The 18,519-nt window shown below is 66.8% G+C and carries 14 protein-coding genes; 7 read left to right on the forward strand and 7 right to left on the reverse strand.

Annotated features, from left to right (window positions below; genetic code table 11):
• Window positions 1-942: DeoR family transcriptional regulator (locus tag E1261_RS19135; protein ID WP_202874831.1), on the reverse strand; the 942-nt coding region annotated here is incomplete at its 3' end.
• Window positions 943-1,033: 91 nt separating this feature from the next.
• Here E1261_RS19135 and E1261_RS19140 point away from each other — a divergent pair.
• The 6 genes from E1261_RS19140 to E1261_RS19165 all read left to right on the forward strand — a co-directional run bounded on the left by E1261_RS19140 (window position 1,034) and on the right by E1261_RS19165 (window position 7,707).
• On the forward strand, window positions 1,034-2,062 hold the full coding sequence (locus tag E1261_RS19140; protein WP_132408248.1) for a hydroxyacid dehydrogenase: 1,029 nt from the start codon (window positions 1,034-1,036) through the stop codon (window positions 2,060-2,062).
• A gap of 86 nt (window positions 2,063-2,148) precedes the next feature.
• Window positions 2,149-3,417, forward strand: a complete 1,269-nt coding sequence (locus tag E1261_RS19145; protein WP_132408249.1) for an ABC transporter substrate-binding protein — start codon at window positions 2,149-2,151, stop codon at window positions 3,415-3,417.
• A gap of 3 nt (window positions 3,418-3,420) precedes the next feature.
• The gene (locus E1261_RS19150) at window positions 3,421-4,335 is read left to right on the forward strand and encodes a carbohydrate ABC transporter permease (protein WP_238176303.1); all 915 of its coding nucleotides are present in this window, start codon (window positions 3,421-3,423) and stop codon (window positions 4,333-4,335) included.
• Entirely contained in the window at window positions 4,332-5,150 is an 819-nt protein-coding gene (locus tag E1261_RS19155; RefSeq protein WP_132408250.1) for a carbohydrate ABC transporter permease, read from the forward strand. Before E1261_RS19150 ends, E1261_RS19155 begins: the two co-directional genes overlap by 4 nt.
• Window positions 5,150-5,788 (forward strand): hypothetical protein, encoded by a 639-nt coding sequence (locus E1261_RS19160; RefSeq protein WP_132408251.1) that lies wholly within the window; start codon window positions 5,150-5,152, stop codon window positions 5,786-5,788. The genes E1261_RS19155 and E1261_RS19160 overlap by 1 nt, the downstream gene beginning before the upstream one ends.
• Window positions 5,785-7,707: a glycoside hydrolase family 43 protein gene (locus E1261_RS19165; protein WP_132408252.1), complete on the forward strand. Its 1,923-nt coding sequence runs from the start codon at window positions 5,785-5,787 to the stop codon at window positions 7,705-7,707. The genes E1261_RS19160 and E1261_RS19165 overlap by 4 nt, the downstream gene beginning before the upstream one ends.
• 525 nt (window positions 7,708-8,232) lie before the next feature.
• On the opposite strand, the gene E1261_RS19170 is transcribed toward E1261_RS19165, so the two are convergent.
• The 6 genes from E1261_RS19170 to E1261_RS19195 all read right to left on the reverse strand — a co-directional run bounded on the left by E1261_RS19170 (window position 8,233) and on the right by E1261_RS19195 (window position 16,269).
• On the reverse strand, window positions 8,233-9,378 hold the full coding sequence (locus E1261_RS19170; protein ID WP_132408254.1) for a hypothetical protein: 1,146 nt from the start codon (window positions 9,376-9,378) through the stop codon (window positions 8,233-8,235).
• A gap of 99 nt (window positions 9,379-9,477) precedes the next feature.
• Entirely contained in the window at window positions 9,478-10,752 is a 1,275-nt protein-coding gene (locus E1261_RS19175) for an ROK family transcriptional regulator (RefSeq protein WP_165952565.1), read from the reverse strand.
• Window positions 10,753-10,763: 11 nt separating this feature from the next.
• Entirely contained in the window at window positions 10,764-13,235 is a 2,472-nt protein-coding gene (locus E1261_RS19180; RefSeq protein WP_238176304.1) for a beta-galactosidase, read from the reverse strand.
• Complete coding sequence (locus E1261_RS19185) at window positions 13,232-14,083, reverse strand: carbohydrate ABC transporter permease (protein WP_132408258.1); 852 nt, start codon at window positions 14,081-14,083, stop codon at window positions 13,232-13,234. Before E1261_RS19185 ends, E1261_RS19180 begins: the two co-directional genes overlap by 4 nt.
• Window positions 14,084-14,971 carry a carbohydrate ABC transporter permease gene (locus E1261_RS19190; RefSeq protein WP_132408260.1) on the reverse strand — a complete coding sequence of 296 codons (888 nt, stop codon included), beginning with the start codon at window positions 14,969-14,971 and terminating at the stop codon, window positions 14,084-14,086.
• Complete coding sequence (locus tag E1261_RS19195) at window positions 14,971-16,269, reverse strand: ABC transporter substrate-binding protein (protein ID WP_132408262.1); 1,299 nt, start codon at window positions 16,267-16,269, stop codon at window positions 14,971-14,973. The genes E1261_RS19190 and E1261_RS19195 overlap by 1 nt, the downstream gene beginning before the upstream one ends.
• Before the next feature lie 145 nt (window positions 16,270-16,414).
• Between E1261_RS19195 and E1261_RS19200 the strand changes: the two genes are divergently transcribed.
• The gene (locus E1261_RS19200; protein ID WP_132408264.1) at window positions 16,415-18,502 is read left to right on the forward strand and encodes a glycoside hydrolase family 36 protein; all 2,088 of its coding nucleotides are present in this window, start codon (window positions 16,415-16,417) and stop codon (window positions 18,500-18,502) included.
• Window positions 18,503-18,519: the final 17 nt, after the last annotated feature.

Consider the following 18,519-nt stretch of genomic DNA (forward strand, 5'->3'; position numbering starts at 1 on the left):
GAGGGCGGGTTCGACGAGGTGGGCTATTTCGTCGTCGTAGGCAACGATCGCGAGCTGGTTCGGGATCGCGATGCCTTGCTCGGCGCAGTACTGGGCGACTGCCATCGCGTCGGGGTCGGAGTGGACGACGAGGGCGGTGGTGCCGGCTGAGCGGCAGCGGTGGAGGACGTGGGCGACGATGTCGCGGTGGCGTGGTTGGTCCATGTTCACCGACTCGCGGATCACGAGGTCGGGTGAGATGCCTAGGTCCTTGCAGACCAGGAGCCAGCCGGCGGCGAGGTGGGCGGAGGTCGGGCTGCCCTTCGACAGCAGGAGGGCGAGGCTGCGGTGGCCTTGGGCGTGCAGGTGCCGTACGGCGAGTTCGACGCCGAGGGCGTGATCGCTGCGGACCCACTCGACCTGGTGCTGGGTGGGGGTCCAGCGTGGTGGTTGCCGTTCGACCAGAATGACCGGGACCGGGAGCTTGGCGATCCAGTCGATCATCTCGCCGACGTCGGCGCCTTCCAGGTTCGGTGCGAGCAGCAGCCCCTGCACCTGCTGGGCTTCGATCAACCGGATGATCTGACGGCGGTCCTCGGCCCAGTCGTAGCTCGACCCGCGGAGCTGGAGCGCCACGCCCAGAGCGGCGGCGGCCGAGCGGGCGCCGCCGACGATCGGCGGCCAGTAGTAGTCGAGTGACGGCACCACCATGCCGATGGTGAACCGCGGTGAAGCAGCGGTACGGCGGCGTGCCACCGGCGCGAGTTCGGTCGGCAGAGTCGCCCCGCCGTGCACCTTGGTCAGCAGGTTCTGCGCGGCCAGCGCGGAGATGTCGCGGCGGATGGTCAGCTCGCTGACACCGAGCAGCTCCGCGAGCTCGCGGACCCGCACCGAGCCGTGCCGGCGCAGTTCGTCCATCACCCGCTCATGGCGCTGGACCCCGAACAGTCGATCGTCCGACACCCGCCTCACCCCGATGTTCGAGTCTGAATGTTTCCGAGCAAGTCTGTACGAGCAGTAGAGGAGCTGAACACTCTAGTCATCTCATGTTCACATGACAGCAACGGTAACCGCTTACCGCCGTGAGGCGCTCGTCGTCATGGATCGCGAGGTGTTCGCTGCGCATTTCGATCAGGCCCGGCTCGACCGGCTGGCGAGCTTGGTGGCGCTGCCCGATCCGATCTGGACCGACGAACTCGACTCACCGCAGGCGCGGGCCCGGCTGGCGACGGCCGAGCTGCTGGTCACCTCCTGGGGTGCACCCCGGCTGACGGCGGAGCGGCTCGCCGCGGCGCCCCGGCTCAAGGCGGTCTTCCACGCGGCCGGGAGCATCCGGTCGGTGGCCGACAACAGCCTCTGGAGTCGCGACCTCGTCGTCACCAGCGCCGCCGAGGCGAACGCCGTACCGGTCGCCGAGTACACGCTGGCCGCCATCATCTTCGCAGGCAAGAAGGCACCCTTTCTGGCAGCAGATGCCAGTACGGCGTACCAGGGCTGGTCCCGCCCGCAGGGCTTCGGAGACCTCTCGAACTTCCAGCGCACGATCGGGGTCGTCGGCTTCTCGCGGATCGGCCGCCGGGTCGTCGATCTGCTCCGAACCCTCGAAGGCGCGACCGTCCTGGTCGCCGATCCACATGCCGACCCGGCCGCCGTGGCCGCCGCCGGCGCGCAACTGGTGGACCTCGACGAGGTGCTGTCCCGCTCCGATGTGCTGTCGCTGCACGCGCCCGAGTTGCCGAGCACCCACCAGATGATCGGCGCCGCCGAGCTCGCGCAGCTGCCGGACCACGCGACGGTGGTGAACACGGCACGGGGGAGCCTGGTCGACTCGGCCGCGCTCGCAGCCGAGTGCCGCACCGGCCGGCTGTTCGCGATCCTCGACGTCACCGACCCCGAACCGCTGCCCGCCGAGTCCCCGCTGCGCGCAGTCCCGAACGTGATGGTCACGCCGCACATCGCCGGCTCGCTCGGCACCGAGATCCATCGCCTCACCGATCACATGCTCGCCGAACTCACCCGCTGGGTGGCCGGTGAACCCGTCCGCGGCCAAATCACGGCCGATGCCTTCCCCCTGACCGCCTAGCCACTGACTGCCTAGCCCCCTGACTGCCTAGCCCGCTGACCGCCTGAATCCCAGTTTCCGCAGTACCGAAAGTCAAGGAGATCGTTGTGAGGCGACACCTCGTCACCACCCTGGCCGGCGCGGCAGCGCTGGCGCTGCTCACGGCCTGCGGCGGCAGCTCGCCGGAGCCGGCCGCCGACGGGCCGCAGACCATCAAAATCGCACTCTGGAACTACGCCACCACGCCGGAGTTCAAGGCGATCATCGACGGGTTCCAGGCGGCCAACCCCGAGATCAAGGTCGAGCCGGTGGACATCCTCGCCGACGACTACGCCGAGAAGGTCACCACGATGCTCGCCGGTGGCGACACCACCGACGTACTGACGATGAAGAACGTCATCGACTACTCGCGGTTCGGCACTCGCGGTCAGCTGCTGCCGCTCACGGACGAAGCGGCCAAGCTCGACCCCGCGAAGTACTCGGGCCTGAAGGCCTACGACCTCGAGGGCAAGTACTTCGCGCTGCCCTACCGGCAGGACTTCTGGGTGCTCTACTACAACAAGACCATGCTGAAGGAAGCCGGCGTCCCCGAGTCGAAGCTGCAGAACCTGACCTGGGCCGACTACGCAGCCTTGGCCAAGAGCCTGACCAAGGGCGACGGCGCGAACAAGCAGTACGGCGCCTACCAGCACACCTGGCGTTCGATCGTGCAGGCGACTTCGGCCGCGCAGACCGGTGGCAACCTGCTGGGTGGCGACTACAACTTCATGAAGGACCAGTATGCGATGACGCTCGGGCTCCAGCAGAGCGGCGTACTGTTGCCGTGGGCAACCGCGTCCAGCCAGAAGGTCTCGTACAACACGATGTTCTCCACCAGCAAGGCCGCGCTGCTGCCGATGGGGACCTGGTACGCCGCCACCCTGCTGGCCGACACGAAGTCCGGCAAGACGAAGGTCGAGTGGGGAGTGGCGCCGCTGCCGCAGCTCAAGGCGGACGGCAAGGTGACCACCTTCGGCTCGCCGACCGCGTTCGCGGTGAACAAGAAGTCCAAGCACTCCGAGGCCGCGAAGAAGTTCGTCGAATGGGCCTCGAGTGAAGCCGGTGCGACCGCGGTCGCCAAGGCAGGCGTGACGCCGTCGCTGCAGAGCCAGCAGATCCTCGACACGTACTTCGCGCTGCCGGGCGTACCGAACGGCGACGTCGCCAAGAAGGCGTTCAAGCCCGACAACGTCGTACTGGAGATGCCGGTCAGCGACAAGTCCTCCGACGTCGACCAGATCCTGACCGAACAGCACGAGCTGATCATGACCGGGCAGAAGTCGCTCGACGACGGCCTGGCCGAGATGTCCAAGCGGGTCAAGAACGAGGTCGGCTGACCCGTGACCGCCACTATGTCCGCCCCCGCGCAGGCCCCGGCCACGCGGCGGCGGAGCCGGAGCCGGACCTGGATCGGCTGGAGTTTCATCCTGCCGAACTTCCTCGGGTTCGCCGCGCTCACCCTGATCCCGGTGATCGCTTCGCTCGCGTTGTCCTTCCTCGACTGGGATTCGTACAGCACGCCGCGCTGGGTCGGGCTGGACAACTTCGAGCGGATGATCCACAACGACAACTTCTGGACGGCGCTGCGCAACACGGCGTACTACGCGGTCGGGCACGTGCCGCTGACACTGGCCGCCGCGCTCGGGTTCGCCGTACTGCTGAACCAGAAGTTGAAGGGTGTGCGGTTCTTCCGGACCGCGTTGTTCTTTCCCTACATCACTTCGCTGGTCGCTGTGGCCGTGGTCTGGAACATGTTGCTCAGCCCGGATCTCGGCCCGGTCAACCAGTTCCTGCGGGCGATCGGCATCGACAACCCGCCGGGGTGGACCACCTCGACGACGTGGGCGATGCCGGCCGTCATCGTGGCGAGTGTCTGGCGTGATCTCGGCTACTACATGATCCTCTACCTGGCCGGGTTGCAGACGATTCCCGCTGAGCTCTACGAGGCTGCCGAGGTGGACGGGGCGACCGGCTGGCAGCGGTTCCGGTACATCACCCTGCCGGGGCTGCGGCCGACGACGTTCTTCGTGCTGATCATGCTGACGATCTCGAGTTTCAAGGTGTTCGACCTGATCCAGGTGATGACCGAAGGCGGTCCGGGCCGCGCCACGCTGGTGCTGTCGCAGGTGATCTACCGCGAAGGCATCGTGCAAGGCCGGTTCGGCTACTCGTCCGCGGTGTCGATGGTGCTGTTCGTGATCGTCCTGACGATCACCATCGTCCAGTTCCGCCTGCAGAAAAGGAACGAGACATGACCGCATCGGTACGGCGGGCGCTCGCCTATGTGCTGCTGGTTGGGTTGTCGGTGGCGGTGCTGGTGCCGTTCGCGTGGATGGTGTCGTCGTCGCTGAAGCTGGATGCCGAGGTGTTCTCGGTGCCGGTGCGGTGGATCCCGGTCGAGTTCCACTGGAGCAACTTCGTGACGATCTGGGAGCGGGTCCCGCTGCTCACCTATCTGCGGAACTCCGTCTTCCTGAGCGTGACGATCACCGCGTTGCAGGTGCTGACCGGGAGCTTCGCCGCGTACGGGTTCGCCAAGGTGCGGTTCCCTGGCCGGGACGTGCTGTTCCTGGCCTATATCGGGACGATCGCGGTGCCGTGGCAGGCGTACATGGTGCCGCAGTACGTGATCATGGAGAAGGCCGGCCTGGTGAACACGCATCTGTCGCTGATCCTGCTGCAGGCGTTCAGTGCCTTCGGGGTCTTCCTGATGCGCCAGTACTACCTGACGATTCCCGATGAGCTGAGCGAGGCTGCGCGCCTCGACGGGCTGAGCGAGTACGGCATCTGGGCGCGCATCATCCTGCCGCTGTCGAAACCTGCGCTGGCGAGCCTGGCCCTGCTCACCTTCGTCAACACCTGGAACGACTACATGGGCCCGTTCATCTACCTGACCGACAACAAGCTGTGGACGATCCAGCTCGGTCTGCGTTCGTTCGTCGGCCTGTACGACGCCGAGTACGCGATGATCATGACCGGATCGGTGCTGTCCGTCCTGCCGATCCTGGTGATCTTCCTGCTCGGCCAGAAGTACTTCGTCCGGGGTATCGCGACAAGCGGGCTGAAGTGATGGCGTCGCCGCTGGCCCGGGTGAACGTCCGGGCGGATCTCTGGGAGACGCTCTGGTCGTTCGCGCATCGGGTCCTCGCGGTCAACCTGCTGCTGGCGCTGGCCGGTGCACCCCTGATGCTCGCGCTCAGCCTGGTGGCCAACCCTTGGCAGTACCCGATCTTCTTCGGCCTGCTGGCCTTACCGCTGGCGCCGGCCGTCGCCGCTGCCTTCGGGTACTACGCCGACGACGACCCACGTCCGCCACTGACCAAGCTCTTCCGCCTGATGCGGTCGCGCGCCCGCCGGTCGCTGCTGATCGCAGTCGTCGCGGGCAGCCTGATCGGCGTACTGGTGGTGGACATCAAGATGCTCGCCACCTCGCTCCCAGCCGCCGTACCACCGCTGGTTGTGTTGCTGTTGCTGGTCGCTGTCACCGCGCTCAACGCTCTCGCAGGGGCACCCGTCCGACTCGCGATCTACAGCGGGGTGCGGGGGTGGGGACTGAGTTTGCTGTCGCTGGGCGTACTCGCCGTGGCGCTGGTCATTGTCAGTCAGGCTCCGTTGGTTGGTCTAGCCATTGTGCCCGGCTGTGCGTTGTGGGTTGTGCAGACGAACTCCCAGGCTCAGCTTGCCCGAATCGTGAGGAGAATCGGATGAAACTGTTCAGACCACTGGTGGTGCTCGGCGCGGCGCTCGCCCTGCTGAGCCCAACCGCGGTCGCTGCGACGGCGGCACCGGCGTACGAATCGTTCCGGCCTGGCGCCGAGTGGCTCGACACGAGCGGCAAGGTGATTCAGGCGCATGGTGGGCAGGTCGTGCCGGCGACCGATCACCGCGGCCGGCGGATGTGGTACTGGTACGGCGAAGATCGCAGCAAGGGCTATTTCGACAGCCCGGGCGTGCACGCGTATTCGTCGTACGACCTCTACAACTGGAAGGACGAGGGCCTCGCGCTGCGGGCGATGAGCTCACCGGACCAGTTCTCGACCGACCCGTACTTCAGCAAGCTCTACAAGAAGTACACGCCCGTGCAGAGAGAGATCGTCTGGCGCGACCTGTCCACGAACCAGACGCGGACGGACGGCTGGGCGCGGCCGTCGATCCTCGAGCGGCCGAAGGTGATCTACAACCAGGCCACCCGCAAGTGGATCATGTGGGTGCACTCCGACGGACCGTCGTCACCGACCAGTACGTCGACCTACGCGCGAGCCGAAGCCGGAGTGGCGATCGCGGATTCGCCGACGGGCCCGTTCCGCTGGATCGATTCCTACCGGCTGAACCGGGTGCCGAGCGATTCGGTGCCGTGGTGCGGTACGTCGTCCGCGTTCGACCCGGCCGGTGGGATGGCGCGGGACATGAACCTGTACGTCGACGACGACGGCAAGGCGTACATCATCTACTCGTCCGAGGAGAACCGGACGATGTACATCTCGAAGCTCAACCGCGACTACACCTACCTGTCGGCGAACCCCGAGAACGCCGTACAGGGTAAGGATTTCGTCCGCACACTGGCCTGCAACCAGCGTGAGGCGCCGGCGATGTTCAAGTCCGAGGGCCGGTACTACCTGGTGACGTCCGGGGCCACGGGCTGGGATCCGAACCCGGCGCGCTACGCGACCTCCAGCACGATCCTCGGTCAGTACGCCGACCAGGGCAACCCGATCACCGGCCCGGGAGCCGCGAACACCTACCGCTCGCAAAGCACCAACGTGATCCCGATCGATGCCAAGCGCAACAAGTTCGTCTACATGGGGGATCGCTGGACACCGAGCGATCTCGCGAACGCGCCGTACGTCTGGATGCCGATGTCGTTCGGCGAAGGCGGCAGCCTGTCGATCGGTCCGGACACGGAGTGGAAGCTCGACGACCTCGCGTCGTACCGGCGCTGGACGATCGAGACCCCGTTGCCGGAAAGCGTTCAGCTTGGTGACACGAGCTCGCTGCCGGCGAAGGTGTCGGTGCGGACGGGGAAGCGGGTGGCGTCGGTGGGCGTGACCTGGGACGCCGCGAGTGTGGCGAAGCCAGGGACGGCGAGTCTGCGCGGCACGCTGGCCGACGGCCGGACGTTCACCCGCTCGATCGTCGTCGTACCGAGCGGTCTGCGGTACGCCGTCAATGCCGGTGGAATCGCTACGTCGGATTGGCAGGTGCTGACGCGGGCAGGCTCGTTGCTGAACTCGACCCCCGAGCAACCGTTGGGAACGGATCCGGCGACCGGGCAGACGTGGGGCTACACCGGTGACAGTGCGCCGGCCGGTCCGGCGAACGGCGATCTCTACAGCACCCTGCGGTACGCGAAGAATCACGAGCCGCTCGTCTACACCTTCGGCGGTCTCGCACCCGGAAGCTACACCGTCCACGCGGGCTACTTCGATCCGTGGCCGTGGGCCAACCGCGCCGCCCAGGTGACGATCAACGGTGCCGTCGTCGACCAGCAGCGACTGTTCACCGGCACCAACGAAGCCGCGGCATACGGCGGTGTCGTGGTCGGCGCCGACGGCAAGATCACCGTCACCATCGCCCCGACCCGATCACCCGACATCCAGCTCAGCTGGCTAATGATCCAAGCCACCTAACCCGCCCGACCGGCCGTCCACGCAGCCCGGGTTGCCCGTCGAGTTGGAGGGTTGCCCCCTGAAATTTTCAATGGGCAACCCCCCAGTTCGAGGGATATCCCCGCAACTGGCCCCCCGGGCTGTGGCGGTCGCGCGGAAAATCAGGGGATCTCCGCTCAGATTGCCGGTTCTCCCCTCGTTATTCGACCGGAGAACCAGCACATTGAACGGATACCCCTTCTCCTGTCCGCTGTGCGGGTGATTGCCGGCGTTCCCGTCACAACGTCCGACGATTCGGAGACCAGGTGCGCGTGTCCTTCGGACGTTGCGGGTACAGCACCCCGACCAGGCGCCCACCCCAGCCACCTCGTCTGTCAGCCGGCTGCTGCACCCCAGCACATTGAGGGGGATATCCCCGCAATGTGCTGGTTCTCCGTTCAAAATTCGAGGGGAGAAGGGGCAACTTCCGCGGATATCCCCTCGAATTGCCAGAGCCGGGGGTTCCCAGTAGGTGTACGAGGTTCGGCCGGATGAGGGAGCGGGGTGTCAGCTGCAGATGGTGGTGGGGGTGTTGATCAGGGTGAGGTTGCGGAAGATGGTGTTGGTGCCGCAGGGGTTCTCGGTGATGCGGGAGTCGCGGACGGTCAGGTTCTGGATGAAGATGTCGCGGTTGTTGGGGAACTCGGTGCGGGCGGCCAGGCGGATCTCGCCGCCGCCGGTGACGGTTCCGCTGACGCCGGCCAGGGTGACGTTGTAGCAGTTCTCGATCAGTACGGCGTTGTTGCCGGTGTTCTCGATGGTGACCCGGTCGATCACTGCGCCGCCGCTGCGGGAGACGCAGAAGATGCCGCGGCCGCCGCGGCGCGCGATCACCGTGCCGACGCGGATGTTGGTGGGGTAGCTGGAGCCGATCTGGCCGTTGTTGTTGGCCATCCGGAAGGCTGCGTAGCCGGTGCCGGCGCCGGCGTTGTCCGCGTCGACGGTGCCGACGGTCGCGTTGATGGTCTGGTTGAGCAGCAGTCCGGACTCGCGGACGTTGCGTGCGGTGATGGTGCCGATGGTGATGCCGTCGACGCCGTACGTTTCTACCGCGTGGCTGCCGGCTCCGGAGACGAAGACGGTGTTGATGCGCACGTTGCGGGTCCACTGGCTGGTGTCGCCGCGGTTGTCGATCCGGATGCCGAGCCCGCTGGACAGCCGCATGTCGACCGCGTCGATGATCACGTTCGTGACGTTGCGCAGGAAGATGCCGTAGATGGGCGCACCGGTCAGGTTGAGGTGCTGGATCTCGATGTCGCGCGTGCCCCGGCTGTACACGGGCGCCATGTCACCGGATCCGGTGCCGGTGACGTTGATGGTGCCGCAGACGTCCAGTGCGGTGTAGCTGGGCAGCGACACCCGGGTGCCCGCGCCGATGGAGCCGGATCCACGAACGACGACGCGTTGTTTGGTGGTGCGACCGGCGGTGAGCGAGTTGACGCCGGCTTGCATGGCGGCCTGCATGCTGGAGCCGGTGTAGACGGTGCTGGTACCGCGGCGGGCAGTCCAGCTACTGCCGCTACCGGTCACCTCCGCATGGAAGGTGCCGGTGCCACAGTCGGCAGCTGGGGCTGCCTGGGCGGGTTGGAGTGATCCGGTCAGCAGCACAGCGGCCGTGACGAGAACTGACAAAGGGCGAAGCGGATTTCTCATGGCTGACTCCGGGGGCGCGGACGAGGTTGCCACACCAGATGTCTGGCAACCGCTTTCCATCAATGAGTACTGGAGTCTGACCCTCGGTGACCGGGCTGGTCAACGGCCTGTCGAGGCTCGATCCTGGCCGGATCCGGACACCCCTTGACGGCGGGGGCGAAGGGCACTCGCAGGACCAGGGACCCCGAGCTTGCCCAGGTACTGCTCGAGAGTGAACGCGGCCATTCCGAGCGCGACCGGATTCCCGGGCACCGCCGACGCCTCGACGACCAGTCCGGGCAACGACCCAGGCAGGACATGCCCGGGCAGCTCGCGGTGGACGGCCGGGATCAGCCACTGCCCGATCGCGGCGGTCGTCCAGCCGGTCAACGTCAGGTAGGAAACGTTCAGCAGATTGACCAGGTCGCCGAGTGCCGCCGCCAGGTAGTGCGCGGTGCGGTCGACAAGCTCGGCCACCGCCGCGTCGCCCGCCGCAAGCCCCTCCGCGACGGCGTCGATGAACCCGGGCTGCAGCAACTGCTGAAGGGCCGGATGATCGGGGTCGATCTCGGCCAGCGTCATCTCCAGGCCGTGGACGCCGAGGTACGCCTCGACGCAACCGCGCCGCCCGCACCGGCATTCGCGGCCGTCCAGTTGCAGCAGCGTGTGTCCCCACTCGCCGGCGTTGTTGGTCGCGCCGCGGATCAGCGTGCCCTCGATCGCGAGCCCGGCGCCGACCCCGGTCCCGAGGTTGACCACGGCCATCGTGTCCGTGACCCGGCCGACGCCGAACCACATCTCTGCCAGCGTGATCGCCTTGAGCGGATTGTCGACGTACACGGAGATGCCCAGCCGGTTCTCCAGCAGTTCCTCGATCCGTACGTCGTGCCATTGCCAGTTCGGCGCGAACACCGAGACACCGGAGTCCGGCTGCACCTGGCCGGGCATGCTGACGCCGACTCCGATCAGCTCGGCCGGATCGGCATCGACGGTCGCCAGCGCGTTCTGGGTGGCGGTGACGATGCCGTCCACGACGTACGCGGGGTCGTTCTTGTGTTCGTCGAGGGTGATCGCGCTGTTCCCGAGCGGGCCGAGTTTCAGGTCGAACACGGTCGCGTCGACATAGGTCTCGGCCACGTCGACACCGACGATCCGCCCGCGGTCCGGGTCGATGCTGAGCCGCTCGTACGGGCGTCCGACGGTACGGCGTTCCACCGTCGCGATCCGCAGTACGCCGGCCGCCAGGAACTCGTTCACGAGCGTCGCCACCGTGGCGGGGCTCAGCCCGGTGTGCCGGGTGAGCTCCTGCCGCGTCGACGGGCCGAGCGTGAACAACGCATGGAGTACCTCGAACCGGCTCTCGTTGCGCAGGTCATGGGAGGTCTGCCGTGGCACCAGGTCTCCCCTCAGTCGGTCGGTGGCTCCAGCCGTAGCGTACGCAAAGCAGGCGTGCCAGTGCCGTCAACACCGCGCACTAGCAAGGTGAGTCCCGACCAGCCAGGCGGGATCCAGAGCCGGTCCGGATCGCCGCCCGAGAACGCGGGCCGGTCGCCCAGCCAGACCCGGCCGATGCACTCACCGCCGGACCACGCGGTCACCCGGAGCTGGCTGCCCTCGAACCTCAGCACATGACCCGACTCAGCGGCGGGCAGGTCCACGTCGAGCCAAGCCTCCTCGCCGGCTTCGAGTTCGAGTGGCAGCTCGAACTCGAAGCCGGGGCTGGCGGAGACCGCGAAGGCGGTCAGCAACTCGTCGTCCTGGGCGGTGCAAGACCACCCGGTCACCGGAGTCAGTGTCAGCAGTTCGGCGCCGAGACCAGGACGGCTCGGGTCGTGCGGCAGCGTCACGGCGACCTGGCTGGACCCGGCCGGCAGCAGGACCCACGGGTTCTCCGCCGAGACAGTCGCCGGTTCTGCGCTGTCGATCCGGACGAACGCGGGCTCGTCCAGGCCGCGCAGCAGCAGCGCCGCGGCGGTGGGGGAGTGGACCAGCCGGGTGTAGGTGACGCGTTCACCACCTCGCGTACTGCTCCAACCACCGAGCCCACGAACTGGCGCCGGCCGCCCGGCCCAGTGACCGCCGACCGTCCACAACGCCGACACGTCTTGTACGGCGTTGATCCTCCAAACGGTGCCGAGACCGCGCAGGGCGCCGAGCCTCAGCGCGGGCAGCCGGGTGTCGTCGAAGTTCGCATGCCCCCAGATCTCGACGGCCGCCTCGATCGGGACCTGCCCGCTCAACTCTCGTACGTCGATCCGCCGATTCGCACCGAACGTCACCATCGGCGGCCGGACCGCGCCCCCGATCGTCAGATCGACGATGTCGGCGGCCCCGACCACCAGCAGCTCGTCGATGCCGGTCAGATCCGTCGTCGCGCTGTACGTGCCGCGCCCCCGAAAGACGCCAAGCGATTCGAGCGACGGTGGCACCTCGTAGTCACCGGCAACGGCAGCCGGCGCCTGACCCGAACGACGGCGTACCGAAGTCACGTCTGTCGCTGCACCGACCGGCTCCCTGGCAGCTTCGGCCGGGCCCAGCACGACGAGCTCGAGGTCTGCGACCGTCACTCGCTTGCCGACCGGCACCACGACCGTGGTGTCGTCGATGACGACGGTCACCGGTACGGCGGACGAGAACACCAGCTCGCCGTCCGTGGCGCTGACCAGGTCTGCCGACGCCAGTGTGAGTGTGTGCTCCGAACCGAGCGGCAGCCCGACCGGCATCAGCGGGCAGGCGCCGGCCGCAACCTCGACCCGCACCCCGGCCACGGTCGCGTGTCCATCGACCAGACCGAGATTCGGTACCGCGATCACCTGACCACCGCCACTGAGCCTCAGCGCGCCGATCGCCGAGCTGGTCGGAAAGTCCGTCAGCACCTCAACGGCCGGCTTGGCGACGGCCGGTCGCGGCCCCAGTACGTCGATCACCCGGGTCAGGACCTGCGCTTCGGCGTACTCGGGCCGCTCCTGGCCGGTCGGCGAAACGTACCCGCCGAAGTCGTACCAGTGCGTCATGAAGTTGCCGGGGTCACCCCAGTTGCCCGCCGATGGCGTGTAGCCGAAGTTCCAGCCGGACGATTGCAGGTACGGCGCGATCAGCGTGGCACCGGACACCAGCAGCCGGCGCAGTGTCCGGTGCCGCCGGTTCGTCTCGGTCACCAGCAGCGGGAGATCGCGCTCGGCGAGCAGATCCCGATAACGCCGTACCTCGGCCTCAATGTGTGGCGAGTCGTCATCGGGGTAGAAATTGCACGCCGGTACGACGCCCGCCACGTCACCGGTGGCGCCGAAGAGATCACCCTGTCCCGCACAAGCGATCAGCGGCACCGTGATGCCATGCCCGAGCGCCAGGTCCCGTAAGGCGGTCAGGTAACCCGGGCGGTCCGTGCAGTCAAAGAAGTCGAGCTCGTTCTCCAGCTGAACCATGATCACCGGGCCGCCCGCCGAATGCTGGCGCTCGGCCAAGATCGGCAACACCTGGTCGAACCAGGCCGCCACCTGCTGGAGGAAGTGCGGTTCGTTCTGCCGAACCTGAAGCTCGGGATCGAGCCCCAGCCAGGCCGGCAGCGCACCGCCGTCCCACTCCGAACAGATGTACGGTCCGGGCCGCGCGATCACCTTCAGGTCGGCTTCCGCGGCCAGATCGAGGAACGCCGCGACATCGCGACGCCCCTCGAAGTCCCAGCGCCCGGGAGCGAGTTCGTGGAAGTTCCACGGCAGGTAGACGTCCACGCAGGTGTAGCCGGATGCGCGGACCTGATCGAGCCGGGCGCGCCACTGCTCCCGCGGCAGGCGGAAGTAGAACAGCGACGCGCACAGCAGGACCTGCGACCGGCCGTCGATCTCGATGCCCTGGGCATCCATCTTGACGGTGGTCACTTGACCCCCGCGCTACCGCCGCTGATGTCCATCTCGTACAGGTACTTCTGCCCGAGGTAGTAGACCAGGATCATCGGCAGCGTGAGCAGGATCGACCCGACCATCACCAGGTTCCAGGGCGGCGCCTGCAGGGCTTGCGACGTACTGGTGATGTACTGCACGCCGAGCGCGAGCGGCATCTTGGACTCGTCGTTGAGGTAGATCAGCGGCCCCATGAAATCACCCCAGGTGGCGGTCAGGGTGAAGATGCCGATCGCGATCAGCACCGGGGCGAGCATCGGCAGCATGATCCGGCGGTAGATGCCGAAGAAGCCGAGCCCGTCCACCATCGCCGCCTCGTCGATCTCGCTCGGCAGCCGGGACACGAACTGCCGGACCAGGAAGACGTTGAACGCATTCGAGAAGAAGTTCGGCACGATCAGTGGGAGGAACGTGTTCACCCAGCCGAGCTCCTTGAACAGGATGAACTGCGGGATCATCGTGATCTGCGCCGGAATCATCATCGTCGCGATCACGATCAGGAACAGCCCGTTCTTCCCGGGCGCCCGCAACCGCGCGAACGCATACCCGACCAGACCGCTGGACAGCACCTGCCCAGCCACCGCCCCGACCGAGATGATCACCGAGTTCAGCAAGAACCGCTGCATCGGCAACTCGGTGCTGAACACCCGCGTGAAGTTCTCCCAGTGGAACTCGCGCGGGATGATCGTGAAGGTGTTCGCGTTCACCGTCTGATCACTGGACAACGCGATCGACACCACGAACACCAACGGCACACACAGCACCGCCGAGACAATGATCAGCGTCGCGTAGCTGAACGGTGTAGCGCGGAACGCACGGACCGACATCTACCGGACCTCCGTCTCGTAGAAGACCCAGCGCCGTGCGCTCCGGAACGCGATCAGGGTGAAAACCATGATCACGGCGAAGAGCAGCCACGACAGGGCGGACGCATAGCCCAAGTGGTAGAAGGAGAAGGCCTGGTCGAACAACAGCGGAACCATTGTCTGGCTGGCGTTGTTCGGCCCACCCTTGGTCAGGATGTAGACCTGGGAGAACACCTGGAAGGCGCCGATCAGCCCCATGATCAGGTTGAAGAAGATGATCGGTGTCAGCTGCGGAACCGTGATGCTCCAGAACTGCCGGAGCGAGCTGGCGCCGTCCACCTCAGCCGCCTCGTACAGCTCCCGTGGGATGCCTTTCATTGCCGCTAGCAACAAGACGGTCGCGCCGCCGGCGCCCCAGACCGACAACAGGATCAGCGCGGGTTTCACCCACGCCGCCTCCAGCAGCCAGGACGGACCGGGGATGCCGACCACACCGAGCAGATCGTTCAGCGGGCCGGACGGCGCGAGCACCATCTTGAAGATCATCGCGGTCGCGACCAACGGAACCAGCGTCGGCAGGTAGATCAGCGTCCGGAACAGCTTGCGCATCCGGACCCCCTTGTTCAGCAGGTTCGCCAGCCACAACCCGAGGATCAGACCGAGCGGTACCGAGATCGCCGCGTAGTAGAACGTGTTCCACAACGCCTTCCAGAAGATCGGATCGTCGGTGAGCAGGCGCCGGTAGTTGTCCAGGCCGACCCACTTCGGCGGGGTGAAGGAGTCCCAGTCCGTCAGCGAGAAGTAGATCGAGGCAACCATCGGCCCGAGCAGGAACACCACGAAGCCGATGATCCAGGGCGATGCGAACAGGTAGAACCAGAGCGCCTCCCGGCGCCGCAGCCTCGACATCAGGCCGGCTTGACGACCGACTCGAGCTTCGCCTGGATCGCGGTCAGCGCGCTCCGGGCGTCGGTCTTGCCGAGCCAGAAGTCGGCCAGTCCGTCGTCGAAGGCCTTCTGCATCTCGTTCCAGGCCGGGATGAACGGCGCCCGGTAGATGAACTCACTCGACTCGCCGAACACCTTCATGTTCACCGGCTTGGTCATCCAGGCCGGCTTCAGGAACGCGTCGCTCTTCTGCACCTCGATGGCGGCCGGCACGTCCTCGCCGGTGGCGATGATCTGCTGCTGGGCCGGCGGTGAGGTCAGGAACTCGATCGCCTTGAAGGCGGCGTCCGGGTTCTTGGTGGTCCGGGAGATGGACAGGCCGCTGCCGAACGCGGTCACTGCCTGCTGCTTACCTCGCCACAGCGGCGCGATATCCCACTCGATGGTGGCCTTCGAGAGACCGTTGATCGCCCAGAAACCGGTCGTGTTCACCGCGGCCTTGCCGCTGGCGAACGCCGCATCGCCACCGACATCGGCACCCATGTCGGCGTACTGCTTCTGAGTCGGTACGACGCCGTGCTTCGTCACCAGGTCGCCGGCCCACTGCAGGGCCTCGATCACCTCGTCGGTGGCGACCGCGGGCTTACCCGCGTCATCGATGATCTTGCCGCCGTTCTGGTACACGAAGCTCCACCACTGCGCCCACCAGCCGGCTCCGGTGTAACCCCACTGCTTACCAGGCACAGTGAGTTCCTTGAAGGCGCTGAGGGCGTCGTCCCAGGTCCAGTCGGCGGTCGGTGCCTTGATGCCCTTGGCTTCGAACAGCTTCTTGTTGTAGTACACGATCATCGCGCCGGAGCGGTCCGGGATCGCGTACACCTTGTCCTGGTAGCTGTAGATCTTGCCGATCGAGCCGAACCGCTGGGTGAGATCGAGGTTCGCCTTCTTCGCCAGGTCGTCCAGCGGCAGCAGTTGGTTCTTGCTGGAGTAGACGTTGACGTTCTCGGCCACCTGCATGATGTCCGGGCCCTTGCCGCCCGCGATCATCGTCTGCACCTTCTGGGCGTAACCGTCGCTGGGGATCAGCTGCAGCTTCACCTTCAGTTCCGGGTACTTCGCGACCAGCAGATCGATCCGCTTCTGGTACGTCGCCTTGTCGTTCTCGCCACCCCAGACGGTCATCACGAGTTCGGCGGGCTCGTTGCCACCGGAGGGTTTGTCGCTGTCCGAGCCACAAGCCGTCAGCGTGATCATGCCCGCGGAGATGCCCAGACCGAGGAAGCCTCGGCGCGAGAGACCCCCGTTCGACGTCGATGTCATCGCCGTGCCTCCTTCTGCTCAGGGGTTGAGGTGCCGGTTAAACTAACCGTCAGAAAAACCCTTGCCAAGACCTCGGCCGAGATTCGGGCGAATCGTGACCTAGCGCCTGTTAGCGTGAACAAACTCACCACTCCAAGGAGTTTTCATGCCGATCGACGATTCCGCGCCGGACCGGTTGCGATGGACCACCGGTGACGTCGAGCTCGAGCTGCTCGTCGACCCGGCCACCCCTGTCAAGGTCTGCTCGTTGCGGCCGACCGGTGTGCAACCGCCGACCGAGGACCTCGCGGTCAACCTGGTCGAGCTGAACCTGTCCGGTCACGGGCGGATCCATGAGCCACCCGGCACGCGGCACCGCACCTACGCCGCGGCCGACGACCTCCGGCTGATCGAGGCCGCCGAGCAGGCGGATGCTGCGGGCAACGAAGTGCTGGTCGTCCGGCAGGCCTCCGCGGTCCTCGAGACAGTGAGCCGGATCGAGAGCTGGGCCGGTACGTCGGTGCTGCGCGCAACGACCACCGTGATCAACCGAGGTACCGGCGAACTCACCTTGACCTACCTCGCGTCCCTCGCGCTGGCGGGATTCGGCGGCGGACTGAGAGCCGGCACCCGGATCCATCAGGCGCGGAACTCGTGGTGTGCGGAGCTGCGTTGGCAGGTGCTGAGTCCCGAGCAGGCCGGTCTGGTCAGCATCCTGGGATCGGGGCAGGCGAAGGACCGCTTCGCCGCGACCGGTCTCGGCAGCTGGTCAGGTGCCGAGCTCCTGCCGATGGGTGCGGTCGAGAACGTCACCGACGGCCTGACCTGGACCTGGCAGATCGAACACCAAGGTGCGTGGCACTGGGAGCTCGGCGGGCTCAAGGAGGACCTGTACCTGCAGGTGTCCGGTCCCACCGACGGCGAGCACCAGTGGCGGCAACGCCTTGCACCGGGGGAGTCGTTCACCACAGTCCCGGTCGCAGTCGCAGTAACCCGCGGTGGCCTCGACGACGGGTTGCGCGCGCTCACGTCGTACCGGCGGTTGATGCGTCGGCCACAGGCGGACCACACCAATCTGCCGGTGATCTTCAACGACTACATGAACTGTCTGTGGGGCGATCCGTCCGCAGCCAAGCTCACTCCGCTGATCAAGGCTGCGGCCGAGGTCGGCGCGGAGTACTTCGTGATCGACGCCGGTTGGTACGCCGATGACTCGGGCTGGTGGGACACGGTCGGGGCCTGGGAGCCGTCGCAGGTCCGCTTCCCGGACGGCCTCGGCAAGACGATTCAGGAGATCCATGACGCCGGCCTGGTGCCGGGCCTGTGGCTGGAACCCGAGGTGGTCGGGGTTCGGAGCGAGATCGCCGAACAGCTGCCGCCGGACGCGTTCTTCTGGCGGGACGGCCGCCGGATCGCGGAGACCGGCCGCTACCACCTCGACTTCCGGTCAGCGGCCGTCCGCAAGCGGATGGACGCGGTGGTGGACGGACTGATCGCGCAGTTCGGTGTCGGCTACTTCAAGCTCGACTACAACATCAACCTGCCCGGCACCGACGCCCTCGGCGAAGCACCCGGAGCCGGCCTGCTCGGCCACAATCGCGCCTACCTGTCCTGGCTCGACGATCTCCTCGACCGCCATCCAGGGCTGGTCCTCGAGAGCTGCGCGTCCGGCGGCATGCGACCCGACTACGCGATGCTCGCCCGGATGACCTTGCACTCCACCAGCGACCAGGTCGACCTCCTCGCCTACGCCCCGATCGCCGCCGCCGCACCGAGCGCGGTCACTCCCGAGCAGGGCGCGGTGTGGGCCTATCCGCGTCCGGTGCACACGCCGGAAGAAGCGTCGTTCGCCTTGGTGAACGCACTCCTTGGCCGGATCCACCTGTCCGGTCGCCCCGACGAGATGGACGCCGAGCAGCTCGCCCGAGTCGCCGCCGCAGTCTCGACGTACAAGGAACACCGCTCACTCATCGCGAAGGCCGAGCCACACTGGCCGCTCGGCCTCCCCGGCTGGTACGACGACCAGCTGGCCCTGGCGCTGGTTGCGGATGAGACCGCCCTGCTGGCGGTCTGGTGCCGCGGTGACGGTCCCACGACTGTCGACGTACCGCTGCCTGGAGTCTGGCGGACTGCTGACGTGCTGTTCCCGGCCGACCTGCCGACGAAGCTCGACCTGGCCGACGACCACCTCCGAATCACTCTTCCGGCGGGACCCGCCGCCCGGCTGATCCGCCTGCACCGCCTTGGGACGTGATCGTTGTCTCCGAATGA

This window comes from Kribbella albertanoniae (genome assembly GCF_004348455.1).
In the GTDB taxonomy this organism is placed as follows: domain Bacteria; phylum Actinomycetota; class Actinomycetes; order Propionibacteriales; family Kribbellaceae; genus Kribbella; species Kribbella albertanoniae.

What these genes read in the sequence shown, in the direction of transcription:
- E1261_RS19140 (WP_132408248.1), top strand. Translation starts at nt 1,034, where the DNA reads ATGACAGCAACGGTAACCGCTTACCGCCGTGAGGCGCTCGTCGTCATG.
- E1261_RS19155 (WP_132408250.1), top strand. Translation starts at nt 4,332, where the DNA reads ATGACCGCATCGGTACGGCGGGCGCTCGCCTATGTGCTGCTGGTTGGG.
- E1261_RS19160 (WP_132408251.1), top strand. Translation starts at nt 5,150, where the DNA reads ATGGCGTCGCCGCTGGCCCGGGTGAACGTCCGGGCGGATCTCTGGGAG.
- E1261_RS19165 (WP_132408252.1), top strand. Translation starts at nt 5,785, where the DNA reads ATGAAACTGTTCAGACCACTGGTGGTGCTCGGCGCGGCGCTCGCCCTG.
- E1261_RS19170 (WP_132408254.1), bottom strand. Translation starts at nt 9,378, where the DNA reads ATGAGAAATCCGCTTCGCCCTTTGTCAGTTCTCGTCACGGCCGCTGTG.
- E1261_RS19185 (WP_132408258.1), bottom strand. Translation starts at nt 14,083, where the DNA reads ATGTCGGTCCGTGCGTTCCGCGCTACACCGTTCAGCTACGCGACGCTG.
- E1261_RS19190 (WP_132408260.1), bottom strand. Translation starts at nt 14,971, where the DNA reads ATGTCGAGGCTGCGGCGCCGGGAGGCGCTCTGGTTCTACCTGTTCGCA.
- E1261_RS19195 (WP_132408262.1), bottom strand. Translation starts at nt 16,269, where the DNA reads ATGACATCGACGTCGAACGGGGGTCTCTCGCGCCGAGGCTTCCTCGGT.
- E1261_RS19200 (WP_132408264.1), top strand. Translation starts at nt 16,415, where the DNA reads ATGCCGATCGACGATTCCGCGCCGGACCGGTTGCGATGGACCACCGGT.